Annotated in this window: 13 protein-coding genes; 5 read left to right on the plus strand and 8 right to left on the minus strand. The window is 67.6% G+C overall.

Going from position 1 to position 15489, the window contains the following annotated elements; all coding sequences use genetic code 11:
* Positions 1-24: 24 nt before the first annotated feature.
* Entirely contained in the window at positions 25-1749 is a 1725-nt protein-coding gene (gene ctaD / locus BST10_RS00230; RefSeq protein WP_041320019.1) for an aa3-type cytochrome oxidase subunit I, read from the minus strand.
* 141 nt (positions 1750-1890) lie between these two features.
* Between ctaD and BST10_RS00235 the strand changes: the two genes are divergently transcribed.
* A complete protein-coding gene (locus BST10_RS00235; RefSeq protein ID WP_083035693.1) occupies positions 1891-2964 on the plus strand; it encodes an iron-siderophore ABC transporter substrate-binding protein in 1074 nt (357 codons plus the stop codon).
* Here BST10_RS00235 and BST10_RS00240 read toward each other — a convergent pair.
* A complete protein-coding gene (locus BST10_RS00240) occupies positions 2957-4834 on the minus strand; it encodes a hypothetical protein (protein ID WP_083035696.1) in 1878 nt (625 codons plus the stop codon). The two genes, BST10_RS00235 and BST10_RS00240, sit on opposite strands and share 8 nt — an antisense overlap.
* Positions 4835-5140: 306 nt before the next feature.
* Here BST10_RS00240 and BST10_RS00245 point away from each other — a divergent pair, with 306 nt between their 5' ends.
* Positions 5141-6685: an adenylate/guanylate cyclase domain-containing protein gene (locus BST10_RS00245; RefSeq protein ID WP_083035698.1), complete on the plus strand. Its 1545-nt coding sequence runs from the start codon at positions 5141-5143 to the stop codon at positions 6683-6685.
* 152 nt (positions 6686-6837) lie between these two features.
* A complete protein-coding gene (locus BST10_RS00250) occupies positions 6838-7890 on the plus strand; it encodes an NAD(P)-dependent alcohol dehydrogenase (RefSeq protein WP_083035700.1) in 1053 nt (350 codons plus the stop codon).
* An 18-nt stretch (positions 7891-7908) separates the two neighbouring features.
* On the opposite strand, the gene BST10_RS00255 is transcribed toward BST10_RS00250, so the two are convergent.
* The 5 genes from BST10_RS00255 to BST10_RS00275 form a co-directional block, all read right to left on the minus strand.
* Positions 7909-8316, minus strand: coding sequence for a DoxX family protein (locus BST10_RS00255; protein WP_041318341.1), 408 nt, complete (start codon positions 8314-8316; stop codon positions 7909-7911).
* A 37-nt stretch (positions 8317-8353) separates the two neighbouring features.
* Complete coding sequence (locus BST10_RS00260; RefSeq protein ID WP_235673623.1) at positions 8354-9550, minus strand: MFS transporter; 1197 nt, start codon at positions 9548-9550, stop codon at positions 8354-8356.
* Between the two features lie 7 nt (positions 9551-9557).
* Entirely contained in the window at positions 9558-10532 is a 975-nt protein-coding gene (gene nrdF / locus BST10_RS00265) for a class 1b ribonucleoside-diphosphate reductase subunit beta (protein ID WP_193465305.1), read from the minus strand.
* Positions 10533-10639: 107 nt separating this feature from the next.
* Positions 10640-12169 carry a flavin-containing monooxygenase gene (locus BST10_RS00270; protein ID WP_083035704.1) on the minus strand — a complete coding sequence of 510 codons (1530 nt, stop codon included), beginning with the start codon at positions 12167-12169 and terminating at the stop codon, positions 10640-10642.
* Between the two features lie 88 nt (positions 12170-12257).
* On the minus strand, positions 12258-12995 hold the full coding sequence (locus tag BST10_RS00275) for a TetR/AcrR family transcriptional regulator (protein ID WP_013829711.1): 738 nt from the start codon (positions 12993-12995) through the stop codon (positions 12258-12260).
* Positions 12996-13114: 119 nt separating this feature from the next.
* On the opposite strand from BST10_RS00275, the gene BST10_RS00280 reads away from it, so the two are divergent.
* Entirely contained in the window at positions 13115-14299 is a 1185-nt protein-coding gene (locus BST10_RS00280; protein WP_083035706.1) for an NAD(P)/FAD-dependent oxidoreductase, read from the plus strand.
* A 7-nt stretch (positions 14300-14306) separates the two neighbouring features.
* Here the strand turns inward: BST10_RS00280 and BST10_RS00285 are convergent, their stop codons facing one another.
* Positions 14307-15020, minus strand: a complete 714-nt coding sequence (locus tag BST10_RS00285) for a LysR substrate-binding domain-containing protein (RefSeq protein WP_083035708.1) — start codon at positions 15018-15020, stop codon at positions 14307-14309.
* A gap of 29 nt (positions 15021-15049) precedes the next feature.
* On the opposite strand from BST10_RS00285, the gene BST10_RS00290 reads away from it, so the two are divergent.
* Positions 15050-15436: a DUF5997 family protein gene (locus BST10_RS00290; RefSeq protein ID WP_083035710.1), complete on the plus strand. Its 387-nt coding sequence runs from the start codon at positions 15050-15052 to the stop codon at positions 15434-15436.
* Positions 15437-15489: the final 53 nt, after the last annotated feature.

The raw sequence follows: 15489 nt of genomic DNA on the forward strand, positions 1-15489 counted from the left end.
GCCGCCTCACCCCCAGCGGGCGCATCAGACCGGCGTGGGCTCGTACAGCTCGTCGCCCGGGTGACGGCCGACGTGCGCCTCGGCGCGGAGCCGATCGATCATGTGCGGGTAGTGCAGTTCGAATGCCGGCCGCTCCGAACGGATTCGGGGCAGTTCGGTGAAGTTGTGCCGCGGCGGCGGGCAGCTGGTCGCCCACTCCAGCGAGTTGCCGTAGCCCCACGGGTCATCGACGGTGACGACCTCGCCGTAACGCCAGCTCTTGAACACGTTCCAGGTGAAGGCGAGCATCGAGGCACCCAGGATGAACGCCCCGACGGTGGAGACGATGTTGAACGGCTGGAACCCGTCGGTGGGCAGGTAGTCGGCGTAGCGGCGCGGCATCCCCATGTTGCCCAGCCAGTGCTGGATCAAGAACGTGGTGTGGAAGCCGATGAACGTCAGCCAGAAGTGCAGCCTGCCCAGCCGCTCGTCGAGCAGCCGGCCGGTCATCTTCGGGAACCAGAAGTAGATGCCGGCGAACGTGGCGAACACGATGGTGCCGAACAGCACGTAGTGGAAGTGCGCGATCAAGAAGTAGCTGTCGCTGACGTGGAAGTCGATCGGCGGGCTGGCCAGCATCACACCGGTCAGGCCACCGGCCAGGAAGGTGACGATGAAGCCGAGCGAGAACAGCATCGGCGTCTCGAACGTCATCTGACCCCGCCACATGGTGCCGATCCAGTTGAAGAACTTCAGTCCGGTCGGGATGGCGATCATCAGGGTCAGCAGCGCGAAGAACGGCAGCAGCACGGCCCCGGTGGCGTACATGTGGTGCGCCCACACCGCCGTCGACAGCCCGGCGATGCTCATCGTCGCGTACACCAGGGTGACGTACCCGAAGATCGGCTTGCGGGCGAACACCGGGATGACTTCGCTGACGATGCCGAAGAACGGCAGCGCGATGATATAGACCTCCGGATGGCCGAAGAACCAGAACAGGTGTTGCCATAGCAACTCGCCGCCGTTGGCGGAGTCATAGATATGCCCACCCAGGTGCCGGTCGACGGCCAGGCCCAGCAGCGCCGCGGTCAGCAGCGGGAAGACGATCAGCACCATGATCGAGGTGACCAGGATGTTCCAGGTGAAGATCGGCATCCGGAACATCGTCATCCCGGGGGCCCGCATGCAGGCCACCGTGGTGATCATGTTGACCCCGCCCAGGATGGTGCCCAGACCGGCGACGGCCAGGCCCATGATCCACAGGTCAGCTCCGGCGCCCGGTGAGTGCACCGCGTTGCTCAACGGGGTGTAGCCGGTCCAGCCGAAATCGGCCGCACCGCCAGGGGTGATGAAACCGGCCAGCGCGATCGTCGCGCCGAACACGAACAGCCAGAACGAGAACGCGTTGAGCCGCGGGAACGCCACGTCCGGCGCACCGATCTGCAGCGGCAGCACCAGGTTGGCGAAGCCGAACACGATCGGGGTGGCGTAGAACAGCAGCATGATCGTGCCGTGCATGGTGAACAGCTGGTTGAACTGCTCGTTGGACAGGAACTGCAGGCCCGGCGCCACCAGCTCGGTGCGCATCAGCAGCGCCAGCAGGCCGCCGATGAAGAAGAAGACCATGCAGGCGACGCAGTACATGATGCCGATCAGCTTGTGATCGGTGGTCGTGACCATCTTGTACAGCAGGCTGCCCTTGGGGCCCAGCCGCGGCGGGAACGGCCGACTGGGCTCGAGTTCTGCGCGCGGGGGTGCTTCTGCGGTCAAGATTCCTCCAAACATGGGCATCCCGGGGACTTGGGTCGAATCCTAACCCCGAGCGTCGCCCCGCCGGTATAGGCCTCCTACAAAACGTCGTATTCGTCTCACCGACGGGGCGGCGCCGGTCGGTGTTACCGTCACCGCGTGATGAGGGCGGACCGGCGGGCGGCGGCGGCAGCACTGGCCATGCTGCTGGTCGCGGCCTCGGGGTGCGCCGGCAAGAGCGCCGAGACGGCCCCGACGTCCACCACCACGACCATGGTCGCCGGTGCCGGCGTGCTCGGCAACGACCGCCGGCCCGATGAGTCGTGCGCGCCGGAGCCGGCCCGCGCGGATCCGGGACCAGCGATGCGCTCGGTTCACAACGCGGAAGGCGTGGAACCACCCGGCGTCGAGGTCCCCGAGGAGCCGGAACGCATCGTGGTGCTCTCCGGTGATCAGCTCGATGCGCTGTGCGCCCTGGGACTGCAGTCCCGCGTCGTCGGAGCCGCGCTGCCGGATGACTCGAAGCACCAGCCGTCATACCTGGGCGCCGTGGTGCACGGCCTGCCGGCGGTGGGCAGCCGCAGCACGCCGGACATCGACGCGATCGCCGCGCTGCACCCGGACCTGATCTTGGGTGCCCAGGGCCTGACGCCCGGCTATTCGGAGCTGGCGTCGATCGCCCCGACCGTTTTCACCGGGGCACCGGGCGCAGCGTGGGAGGACAACCTGCGTGGCGTCGGCGCCGCCACCGCGCGCAGCGGCGCGACCGACGTGGTGCTCGACAAGTTCGGCCGGGCCGCCGCTGAAACCGGCGAGGCCGCCGACGCCACCCACTTCCAGGCTTCGGTCGTTGCGCTCACCGACGCCGGTGTGCGGGTGTACGGGGCGGCCAACTTCGCTGCCAGTGTGCTCAAGGCCGTCGGTGTGGACCGGCCGCCGTCACAGCGGTTCACCGACCAGCCCTACGTCGAGATCGCGGCGAGCGACGCCGACCTGGCCGGCCGGGCGGACTTGTCGGCGGCCGACGGTGACATCGTCTACGTCTCGTTCGCCTCGCCGGCGGCCAAGGCACGGGCCGCCGCGGTGTTCGACAGCGTGTCCTGGCGCCGGCTGGCGGCCAACCGTGACAGCCGGGTGTTCGTGGTCAACAACGAGGTGTGGCAGACCGGGCAGGGACCGATCGCCGCCCTCGGCGTGGTCGACGACCTGCGCTGGTTGAATGCCCCCATCAATTAAGCGGCCGCTCCCCGATCACCCGCCGCAGTTCGGCCGCCGCCTGCCGGCGGGCGTCGGCTGCTTCGTCGCGGAGGCGGCGCACCTCCGCATCGAGCGCACCGGCCCGGTCCGCCAGGGCGTCCAGCTCACGCACGTGCCGGGCCCGCAGCTCGCCTTCGGCGCCGTCGGTGCCCAGCACCCGCAACTGTTCGGCGATGCGGCTCTGCGCGGTGTAGAGCGCGTCGCGCTGCTCTTCGGCCTCGTCGCACTGCTCGTCGAGTCGGCGAGCGGTGTTCTGATGCGCCAAGACCCGCCCGAGCGCCTCGACCGTCTCGCCGCCCAGGGAGCGGCCCGCCAGCCAGTCCTCCAGCCGGCCCGGTTCCAGGTCCTCGTAGTCGATCTCCGACCAGATCGGCCAGGTCTCCAGCACCGTCGCCTCGGCTGTCTGGTGCCCGCCAACCGTGACGCTGAACCGGCGCCACCAGCCATCTCGGCCGACTTCGGTCGCACCATTCTGCGCGGTCACGGTGTGGTCCGGCGACACCCCCAACTCGAAGACGACGTCGACCGGGTCGTCGTGGTCGTTCTCGGCGCTCAAGGTATGCCACCGCTCGCAGCGCTGCTCCTCGACAACGGCGTCGGCCGTCAGCCGGATCCGGGTGGTGACGTTCTGGGCGGCCGTTTCGCTGCGGCAGCGCACCGCGAGATCTTTGGCGAAGGCAAGCCGCACGTCGGCGCCGCGAGCGGTGAAGTCCAGCATGGCTTCTCCGGCATAGCCGCCCTGCTCGTAGACGACGGCCGGGCCCTCTTCGAGCACCAGGCCGGTGGTATTGGTGAACGCCAGCACGATGTCGGGGGCGGGTCCGCGGTCCTCGCGCCACACCACCTCCCGACGCACCGCATCGACGGGTGCCGCCGCCAACGGCACCATCGCCGCCCCGCCCCGTTTCAGCGACAGCGGCGCGGCCAGCCGGTATTCGAAATACTCACCGCGGTCGCCGGTTTCGACGTCGGCCGCGGCCGCGTCGTAGGCGCCCGTCGGCAACAGCATTCCGTCGGGCATCGCTGAGTCGAACGGCATGGCGCTGCGCAGCTGTCGCGGCGCCGCCGCGCGCTCACTTTCGGCCACGATCACCCGCTGCACCTGGCGGCCGTGGTAGAGATCGATGTCGAACGAGATCGGCTGGCCGGTGGTCAAAGTCACCGCGACGTCGGCCAGATCCTCATCGATCGGGTTGTGGATGATGCCGGTCGCGATCAGCGTCACCGTGTCGCCGTCGCGGATCGCCCGATAAGACACCCGCCACATCGGCGCAGCGACGATGTAGGACACCCGCACGTCCTCGGCGGCGCCACGGATCTGCACCGTGACGTCGCAGTTGCGGCCCGCGGTGGCGGTGCGGGACCGGTCGATGAGGTATTCCAGGTCGTCTTTGGACGTTGCCTCCAGCAGTTCGATGCGACGGGCGTCGCTCAGGTCGACCAGGCTGACCGCACCGGCATCGGCCCGAAGCACCAGCAGCCGCCGGGCCGGCTCACCGGCGAGGTCATCCACGCCGATCACCTCACCGCGGTGCGTCTGTTCGCCGGCGAGCACCTCGACGGCGCGGCCGCGCAGCGCGTCGAGCAGGTCGACCAGTGCCTCGCCGGAGTCCAGCAGCAGGTTGCGATCGGCCAACTCGGTGCGTGGATCGGCCGGGGTGTCGAAGCACACGGCACCCGCCGATGCACCGCCCGCGGCGGCGTGGACAGTCAGCGACTTCAGTACGTCCTTCATATCGTCGCGACGGAATGTCAGTTCGAAGTCGCCGTCGACCGGGCCGCTGCGACTGACGAAGGCCACCCCGTGTTTGTAGAGGACGAGCCGATCAACTTTGGGGCGAGTAACCATTGGCGCACCGTAGCGCGCGGCACCGACATCGCTTTGCAAGGTGTAAGCGGACAATCGGAAATTGCACCATCGTCAACATTGCAGCGAACTCTCAGCCTTTCCGCTGAACTTCACAGCGATTAGTCGCACGCATCCGCTGACGCACTCGTCTCTTCGGGTTCGCGGCAACGGAAACCTGCTGCATCGCAAGTCTTTCCTTCGGCTGACGTTTCTCGTCGGGGCCCCGGTGGTTGCCGGTGTGATCGGCTGGCATCGGGCCACTCCGTTTTCGGCGACGGCAAACCCCGGCGGCAGTACGCTCATTCCGTGCCGGAAACGTCATACGCCAAGTGTGGCGACCTCAGCCTGGCCTATCAGCTATTCGGTGATGGGCCGATCGAGCTGGTCGTCGTGGGACCGTTCGTCAGCCACATCGAGCTGGCCTGGACCCTCCCCCAATTCAAGGCGTTCGTCGACCAGCTCGGCACGTTCTGTCGCGTCGCCTGGTTCGACAAGGCCGGTGTCGGGCTGTCGGACCCGGTGCCGAAAGTTCGCACGCTGGAGGAACGAGCGACCGAGATCGAAGCGGTCATGGACACCGTCGGTTTCGGACAGGCCGTGGTGTGCGGTCTGAGTGACGGCGGGCCGGTCGCCATCATGTTCGCGACCACCCAGCCGACGCGAACGCGGGCGCTGATCCTTTCCGGCACCGTTGCGTATTGGGGCTTCGAGGGCTGGGACGACCTGGATCGCGACCCGGCCGAGCTGCGGGGGCGCTTCCTCGCCGAACTGGGTGAGGACTACACACCGTCGATCGAGCAGCTCGCCCGCTTCCAGCAAGCCGGCCGCACGGTGCGCTCCGAGTGGGGCAGCGGCGAGACCGCCAGCATCAGTGCCCCATCGGTCCGGTCGCTACGCCAGCTCGCGACGTGCGAGCGCATGAGTGCGAGCCCGGGTATGGCGCGGGCGTCGTTTGAAGCGGCGTTTCTGATCGATGTGCGGCCGATCTTGCCGACGCTCACCGCGCCAACCCTGGTCATCCATGCCCGCGACGACCACGCGGTGCCGGTGCAGGGCGGCCGGTACCTCGCCGCGCATATCCCCGGAGCGCGATACCTGGAAGTCGAAGGTAGGGACCACGCACCCTTTCTGACCGAGCCCGACAAGATCCTGACGGAGATCGAGGAATTCCTCACCGGCAGCCATGCGGCGCCGGCGCAGTCGCATCGCGCCCTGCGCACCGTGTTGTTCACCGACATCGTCGCGTCCACGCAGCACGCCGCGGTGACTGGCGACGAGCGGTGGCGAGCAGTGTTGCAGCGCTTCGGTGAAGTCACCGCCGAACTCACGAATCGTTTCAGCGGCGCGGTGGTGAAGAGCACCGGCGACGGCCACCTCGCCACGTTCGACGGCCCGACCCAGGCGATCCGCTGTGCCGAGGCATTGCAGTCCGACGCCGACGCACTGGGCATCGAGATCCGGGTCGGCATCCACACCGGTGAATGCGAACTGATCGACAACGACATCGCCGGCATGGCCGTGCACATCGCGGCGCGGATCGTCGGCCAGGCGGGCCCCGGCGAAATCCTGGTCTCGCGCACGGTGCGCGACCTGGTCGTCGGATCGGGCACCGGCTTCGAGGACCGCGGCAGCGTCGAACTCCGCGGCGTTCCCGGCCACTGGCAACTTTTGGCGGTCAATCGCAACGGCCCGCCGGCCGGATCGGCCGAGGCTGAGCTGGCGTCGACGCCGACCCCCGGCCCGCAGGCCTCGATGCGCCGCTCGGACCGTGCCGTCGCCGTGATGGCACGGCAGACACCATGGCTCCTTCGCGCGGCCGCTCGCATCGCGCTGACCACCCGCCGCACATGAATGTGTCAAGGATTACGTAGCGGCCCCGGTGCCGCCGTCACGCTGGGCAAACAAGCGTCGCTATCGCACTTGGGCTGAGCAGCGGACGACCACACACAATTTACTTCGCTAGACTATATAAAAACGCCGAGTTGCGAAGAGAGATATCCCCGATGAGCACCGTTTCCGCCTACGCCGCCACGTCGCCGACCGATCCACTGACCAAGACCACCATCACCCGCCGCGAGCCCGGCCCGCACGACGTCGCCTTCGACATCGCGTTCGCCGGCATCTGCCACTCCGACATCCACACCGTCAAAGCCGAGTGGGGCCGCCCGCCCTACCCCCTGGTGCCGGGTCATGAGATCGCCGGCGTGGTCACCGCGGTCGGCGCGCAGGTGACCAAGTTCACCGTCGGTGACCGCGTCGGCGTCGGCTGCTTCGTCGACTCCTGCCGCGAATGCCCCAGCTGTCAGGCCGGCCACGAGCAGTACTGCACCGGTGGCGGCATGGTGGGCACGTATGCCGGTGTCGGCCGCGACGGCCAGCCCACCCAGGGCGGCTACAGCGGCGCGATCGTCGTCGACGAGAACTACGTGCTGCGCATCCCCGATGAGATCCCGCTGGATGCCGCCGCCCCGCTGCTGTGCGCCGGGGTCACCACCTACTCACCGCTGCGCCACTGGAAGGTCGGTCCGGGCAAGCGGATTGCGGTCGTCGGACTGGGCGGCCTGGGTCATATGGCCGTGAAGCTGGGGACCGCGATGGGCGCCGAGGTGACCGTGTTGTCCCAATCCCTGAAGAAGATGGAGGACGGACTGCGGTTGGGCGCCGAACACTACTACGCCACCAGCGACCCCGAGACGTTCAAGAAACTGCGCGGCAACTTCGACGTCATCCTCAACACCGTCTCGGCGAGCCTGGACCTGGGCGCCTACCTGGGCCTGCTCGCCCTCGACGGCACCCTGGTCGAGTTGGGCATGCCCGAGAAATCCCTGGCGGTGCCGCCGGGTCCGCTGGTCCGGATGCGGCGCAGTGTGTCCGGGTCGCTGATCGGCGGGATCGCCGAGACCCAGGAGATGCTGGACTTCTGCGCCGAACACGGCGTGCGGCCCGAGATCGAGGTGATCGAACCCGAGTACGTCAACACCGCCTACGAGCGGGTGCTGGCCTCGGACGTGCGCTACCGCTTCGTCATCGACACCGCGTCGCTGCGCGACAATTAGCCGCGAAGACCGAACCCGTCAACGGCGCCGAACTCCCAGCACCCGTAGCAGTTCCGGCCGGCGCAGGATGAGAGCGATCCAGACCAGCACGCCGACGTACACGCCGGACAGCACGAAACCGGCCAGGGGCTTGTCGGCGTGCAGGTTCATGGTCACGGCCCCACCCAGGTAGGCGGTCAAGCCCAGGGCGCCCAGCACCGCGGTGCGAGGGAGCAAGAAGACGGCCAGGCACACCAGCAGCACCCAGCCGATGACCGCGGTCTTGTCCGGGGAGAAACCGAGCGCTTCGGTGCCTTCGCGGGCGAAGGGCACGCCGAGGATCTTGGGAATGGCGTCGAAGGCGAAGAACAACCCGAGCAACGCCGTGAGCACGGCTCCGGCCATCCAGGTGCGGGGACGTGTAGTGCCATCGATGTCTGTCGTCATCGTGAAACCCCTGACGTTGAAGGTGACTACCGTCAGGCTAAGCGGTTGTCGCGGCGGTGGGTTCGCGGGCGCGCAGGAACACCGCGGTGTAGATGAACAGCAGCACCGCGGTGGCGACCAGCAGCATCAACCCCACCGCGTAACTGTTTCGAACCGGGTCGTAGGTCGCGCCCATCACCAGCGGCGGGAAATAGCCGCCCAGCCCCCCGAACGCCGCGACGATCCCGGTCACCGAACCGACCGAGCCGGCCGGGGCCCGGCGGGACACCCAGGCGAACACCCCGCCGGTGCCGATGCCCAGCGCCACCGCCAACGGCAGGAACGTCAGGCCCGACCAGATGTCGGCCGGTGGCTTGAACACCGAGATCAGGGTCTGCACCGCGATACCGGCCAGCGAGGCCAGCACCACATACTTGGGTGCGATGCGGTCGGCCAGTGTCCCGCCGAGCAACCGGGCCAGCACGGCGGCCAGCGCGAACGCCGCGGTGCGCTCCCCCGCCCCGACCTGCGAGAACTGGTAGACCGCCTTGATGTAGATGGGCAGGTAGCTGGAGAACGCCACGAAGCCGCCGAACACCAGGCCGTAGAGCAGCGACATCTCCCAGGTCATCCGCAACCGGGCCGCCGCTTTGAGCTTCGGCAGCACCGCGGTGGTGTTGGGCACGAAACGCGGGCCGTTGCGCATCAGCACCACGCACAGCAGCACCGAGATCGCCAGGGCCGCAGCGACGATCAGGTGGGTGGCGAACAGGCCGACCGACGCCACCAACCGCGGGGTGACGAACGCCGACACCGCGGTTCCGACCATCCCCATGCCGAACACTCCGGTGGCGAAGCCGCGGCGCTGCGGAGCAAACCAGTTGTTGGCGAACGGGATTCCGATGGCGAACACCGTTCCGGCCACTCCGAGGAAGAACGCGGCGGCAAGCATCAGCGGATACGAGCCGATGTGTGCCGCATAGCCGACCACGAGCACCGGCGGAATCGAGGCCAGCGACACCGCGACGAACATGGTGCGGCCCCCGAAGCGGTCGGTCATCGGCCCGGTGACGATCCGGCCCAGCGCCCCGATCAGGATCGGTGTCGCCACCAGCAGCGCCTGCTGGTTGGAGCTCAACGACATCCGGGTGGCGTACTGCGTCGAGAGCGGTCCGACCAGGTTCCACGCCCAGAAGCAGATCACCGACACCCAGGTGGCCAGGAGCAGGTTGATGAACTGCCTTCGCCTCGCCACCAGCGGACTAGAACTCCCAGTCCTCGTCTTCGGTGATGACCGCCTTGCCGATCACGTACGACGAGCCCGACCCGGAGAAGAAGTCGTGGTTCTCGTCGCCGTTGGGGCTCAGCGCCGACAGGATCGCCGGGTTGACGTCGGTCTCGTCGCGCGGGAACAGCGCCTCGTAGCCGAGGTTCATCAGCGCCTTGTTGGCGTTGTAGCGCAAGAACTTCTTGACGTCCTCGGTCAAACCCACCCCGTCGTAGAGATCCTGGGTGTATTCGACCTCGTTGTCGTAGAGCTCGAAGAGCAGCTCGTAGGTGTAGTCCTTGAGCTCGGCGCGCTTGGCCTCGTCCTGCATGGCCAGCCCCCGCTGGAACTTGTAGCCGATGTAGTAGCCGTGCACCGCCTCGTCGCGGATGATCAGCCGGATCACGTCGGCGGTGTTGGTCAGCTTGCCCCGGCTCGACCAGTACATCGGCAGGTAGAAGCCGGAGTAGAACAAGAAGCTTTCCAGCAGCGTGGAGGCCACCTTGCGTTTCAGCGGCTCGTCGCCGCGGTAGTACTGCATGACGATGGCGGCCTTGCGCTGCAGGTTGCCGTTCTCCTCCGACCAGCGGAACGCCTCGTCGATCTCATTGGTCGAGCACAGCGTGGAGAAGATCTGGCTGTAGCTCTTGGCGTGCACCGACTCCATGAACGCGATGTTGGTGTAGACCGCTTCCTCGTGCGGGGTCAGCGCGTCGGGGATCAGGCTGACGGCACCGACGGTGCCCTGGATGGTGTCCAGCAGCGTCAGGCCGGTGAAGACCCGCATGGTGAGCTGCTTCTCCTCGTCGGTGAGCGTCCCCCAGGAGGGCAGGTCGTTGGAGACCGGCACCTTTTCAGGTAGCCAGAAGTTTCCGGTCAAGCGATCCCAGACCTCGATGTCCTTGTCGTCTTGCACCCGGTTCCAGTTGATCGCTGACACCCGGTCGATCAGCTTCAGTTTTTCGCTCACCAGAACCCCATTTCACCCTCGGAAAGCTAGGCCGCTATAGGCCACTGACACTACCCCTGGGGGCCGACAACCGGTGGCAACACAAGAACTTGTGTCTGCGTGTCGCGTCAGCCGGCCCCGGAGAAGCGGTACTCATCCGGGCGCAGCTTGCGGGTGGCCCGGCGATATTGCCATGTCATGCCGCTCCACAACGTCCGGTTGACGCCGTGCTCGTCGAGGTACCAGCTGCGGCAGCCGCCGGTGTTCCACACCGACCCGCCCAACTGCTGCTGCAGCTCGTCGTTGAAACGGTCCTGGGCGGCGCGGGTCGGCGCCAGCGCCTGCGCCCCGACGGCGTCCACCGCCGCGATCGCTTCGGCGACATAGTGGATCTGCGACTCGATCATGATCACCACCGAGGTGTGCCCCAGGCCGGTGTTGGGGCCCAGCAGAAAGAACAGGTTGGGCATGTCGGCGACCGCGATGCCCCGATGCGCCACCACCCCTTCGGTGTTCCAGCGGTCCACCAGATCCTCGCCGCCCGGTCCCTTGATGTCGACGTAGGTGTAGGAGTCGGTGACGTGGAAGCCGGTGGCGTAGACGATGACGTCACAGCGGTGCTCGACGCCGCCGGCGGTGACGATGCCGTCGGCGGTGATCTTCTCGATGCGCTCGGTGATCAGCTTCGCCTTCGGGTTGGCGACCGCCTGGTAATAGTTGGGCGCATAGAGGATTCGTTTACAGCCTGCCCGATAGCTCGGGGTGAGCTTGCGGCGCAGTTCCTCGTCGCCGACGTTGCGGCGGATGTTCCAGCGGCCGACCAGCTCGACCGCCCGCAACAGGCCGGGTCGCCTGGTCATGGCATAGCCCAGCCCCTCCAGCCAGCAGTAGATCCCGGCGCGCACCGCACGTCGCAGGCCCGGGACGGTCGCGAACGCGGTCAGCAGCGCCTTGGGAAACGGGCTGTTGGGCCGCGGCACCACCCACGGCGGGGTGCGCTGGTACAACTGCAGCTGGGCCACTTTCGCGTCATCGCGAACCAGCTCGGGCACGATCTGGATGGCGCTGGCACCGGTGCCGATCACCGCGACTCGCTTGCCGGTCAGGTCGACGCCGTGATCCCACTGCGCGGAATGGAAAGCCGCCCCGGCGAATTCGTCCATACCGTCGATGTCGGGCAACCGCGGGATATGCAGGGCTCCGGCCCCGGAGATCAAGAACTGGGCGACGAACTCCTGGCCGGCGGTGGTGAACACATGCCAGCGGAACTCGTCGTCGTCCCAGTGCGCCCGGTCGACCTGCGAACCGAACCGGATGTGGCGGAGCAGTCCGTGCTTGTCAGCGACGCCCCGCAGGTAATCCAGGATCTCCGGCTGCGGCGAGAACAGTTTGCTCCAGGTCGCCTTCGGCGCGAAGGAGAAGGAGTACAGGTGCGACGGGACGTCGCAGGCGCAGCCGGGGTAGGTGTTGTCCCGCCACGTCCCGCCGATGTCGTCAGCCTTCTCCAGAATGAGGAACTCCACGCCCTGCTTCTGCAGCGCAATGCCCATGCCCAAGCCGGAGAACCCGGTTCCGATGATGAGCGCCCGGGTGTGCACGGGCTTGTCGCCGACGGCTTCACGCGCCCGACGATCGGCTTCCTGCTTGACAACGGACATGTCACACCACTTTTCCGGGAACGCCGGTACTGGGTATTTTCCAGTGTCGCCACGGTAGGGGTAGGTGTCAACGCACCCGGGTCGACGGTCAGGCGACCGGCCGGCGTCGCACAGCGTCATGGATGGGCTGATCGGGGTCCATCGCGATCCCGAGGCTCTCCGCGGTGCCTTCGACGACGCTGATCATGATGGTCGTCAGGTAGCCCACGAAGGTGTCGCGGGGCATCCGCCGCGGGCTGTCCAGTTCCGGCCCCAGCCACCAGTCGGTGGCCGACGTCGCCGTACCGAACGCCGCGAAGGCCGCCAGTTCCAGCGTGCCGCCGTTGAGGTCGAGATCCCGCAGTTCGTTGCGGAACATCTCGGCCATGGCGAGCGTGATCGTCCGGCCTTCGTTGAGCGTCCGCATCGTCGACTCGGACTGTGCGCGCACCCGTCCCTGGATGAAGAACCGCAACACATTGGGGTGCTCGTCGACCAGGGCGACGTACTCGTCGACACTGCGCTGCACGATCTCGCGCAGCGAATTGGTGGCGACGTCGATGGAGGCGAAGATCGCCGCCCACAGATCGTCGCGCAACCGGGTCCCGACCGCCTCGAACAGGTCGTCCTTGTCGGTGAAGTGCCGGTAGATCTTGGGCTTGGCCGTGCCGGCTTCCTCCGCGATCTGCCGCACGCTCAGATCGGGCCCGAGCCGGTCGATCGCGCGGAAGGCGGCCTCGACGATCTCGCCGCGGACCTTCTTGCGGTGTTCGCGCCACCGCTCACTGCGCGCATCGACCTTCTGCCCGCCGTTGTCGGCCGGCTTGGACCTGCTCGTTCCGCGCACGTCAAGCACCTTACCGCGTTGCCGCGGCTGACCTGGGGAGACCGCGCGGTGACCTGGTCCGTTAGCATCGATAGACAGTTCCCGCGGCGCGATAACGCGCATATTTGAGACGAGATGTAGTGACCCAACGATTCGACCTGGCCATCGTCGGCGGCGGCCCGGCGGGATCGGCAGCGGCCTGGCAGGCACGTCAGGCCGGCGCGAGCGTCGTCATCGTGGACAAGGCCGATTTCCCCCGTGACAAGCCCTGCGGCGATGGGCTGACCGCGCGCGCGGTCAGCTATCTGCAGAAGATGGGGCTGGCCGAACAGGTCGACAGGTTCCACCAGGTCAACCGGGTGAAGGTGTTCAGCCCCAGCGAGTGGGAACTGTCATTTCCGCGCCGCCCCGGAATGCCCGACCACGGCTACGTCGCGCGCCGGCCCGAGCTGGACACCCTGCTGCTCAAGCACGCCGAGTCCGCCGGCGCCGAAGTCCGTCAATCGGCCGAGGCCAGCGCGCCGATTCTCGACGATTCCGGCCGGGTCACCGGGGTGTTACTCAAGAGCGGCGAGCAGGTGCTGGCCGACGCGGTGATCGCCGCCGACGGCGCCTACTCACCGATCAAACGCGCACTGAAACTGGACTCGGACTACAACGGCTACTCCGCGATCGCGATCCGCGCCGAGATGCCGGCGGTGCGTCCCGACGTCGATTCACTCGACATCTACCTGAAGCTGGTGTTCGAAGGCGACCAGCTGCCCGGCTACGGCTGGGTATTCCCACTGGGCGACGGGCGGGTCAACATCGGGCTGGGCTATGTCAACAGTTATAAGAACTGGCAGGCCATCAACGCCACACACTTCCTCGGCGAATTCCTGGAGACCCTCCCGCGCGAGTGGGAGCTGCCGTCGATCACCGAGCTGAAGCAGTCCAAGACGGTGCGGGCCTGGCGGCTGCCGATGGGCTTCACCGCGTGGCCGCCGTGGCGTCCCGGTGTGTTGTTCGTCGGCGACTCGCTGGGTGCGGGCCGGCCGACCTCCGGCGCCGGGATCTCCAAGGCGCTGGAATCGGGGTTGGCCGCCGGTGAGTGCGCCGTCGCGGCGCTGACCAACGGTGGGCCCGATGACTTCACCAACTACGCCCAGCGGATGCAAGCGGCCTGGGGCCGGGAGTACAAGCGCGGCCGGTTCTTTCACAAATTGGCAGGTCGGCCCGCGCTGGCCAATGCCGGCCTCAAACTGCTCGACAATGCGCGCTTCCGCGAGCTGATGCTCAACCGCTTGTACGCCAAATCCGAGGGGCGCCCGGACCACAAGCACTGAGCCGGTGTCAGCGTCGACCGCGCTCGGCGCGGCGCGGTTTGCGGGCGACTTTGCCCGCGGCGGCCCGCGCGGCCTGCTTGGCCAGGGTCTTCTCCCGCGCGGTGCGTTTCGGCGGCGGTTCCGCTTGGCCGCGTGAGGAACCGGGCTTGCGGCCCCGCACGATACCGACGAACTCTTCGACCAGCTGCGGCTGCCGGCTTTCGAGGAAGGCGAGTGCCACCGGGCAGGTGGGCGCATCGGTGATCGGGCGGTAGGTGAGGTCCTTGCGGTGATAGAGCCGGGCCAAGGATTGAGGAACGATCAGCACGCCCAGTCCTGCGGCGACGAGTTCTATTGCATCCTTGGTGGTTTCGGGCCGGTGATCGATCGGGTCGCCGGGTGCTTCCGCCCAGGCGACCACGTCGTCGAGTGGGAGCAGGATCGGCTCGCCGCGCAGGTCGGCGGCGGTGATCTCGTCGGCGGCGGACAGCACGTGGTCCGTCGGCACCACGGCCACGGTCGTCTCGTCGTAGAGCGGAATGACGGCCAACCCGGAGGTGTCGGTCGGCGGCCGCAGCAACGCCACGTCGACGGCGCCGGCCCGCACCGCTGCGACCGCGTCTGCCGCGGCCACGCTGCGCAGCTGCAGCGGGACGTCGGGACGGCGCTGCGCCCAGATCCGAGCCCACTTCGCCGGCGTCCCGCCAGGGACGTACCCGAGGGTCAGGGAAGGCCGGGTCACCGCATCAGGCTACCGATAAGGTCATCGGAATGAGCAGGCCGAACGCGCAGTCCATGAAACCCGCCACCGCGGCAAAGAAGCTGGATGTGTACCTGCCCGCCACGCCGGCGGAGTTCCAGCAGAACCCGATCACCCGCGACGAGATCACCGCCTTGCAGGCCGATCCGCCGCAGTGGCTCAAGGACCTTCGCAAGAACGGACCGCACCCGAAGAATCTGGTGGCGGCCAAGCTGGGCGTCTCAATCGCGGCGCTGGCGCGGGGCGGCGTCGAGAACGCGCTCACCACCGAGCAGATCCAACAGCTTCTCGAGGAGAACCCGCCGTGGCTGGTCGCCGAACGGGAGAGCTACCAGGCGGTGCTTCGCGAAGAGCGGCGCTTGAAAGCGTTGCGCGCGGAGCGCGCCGGCGAGAGCTGACCGCGCGATCCCATCCGATCGGCGGGCGACGCCCCGCCAGAAGCGAGGAGCCA

Origin of the sequence: Mycolicibacter algericus DSM 45454, from assembly GCF_002086455.1 — a bacterium.
Taxonomy (GTDB): Bacteria; Actinomycetota; Actinomycetes; order Mycobacteriales; family Mycobacteriaceae; genus Mycobacterium; species Mycobacterium algericum.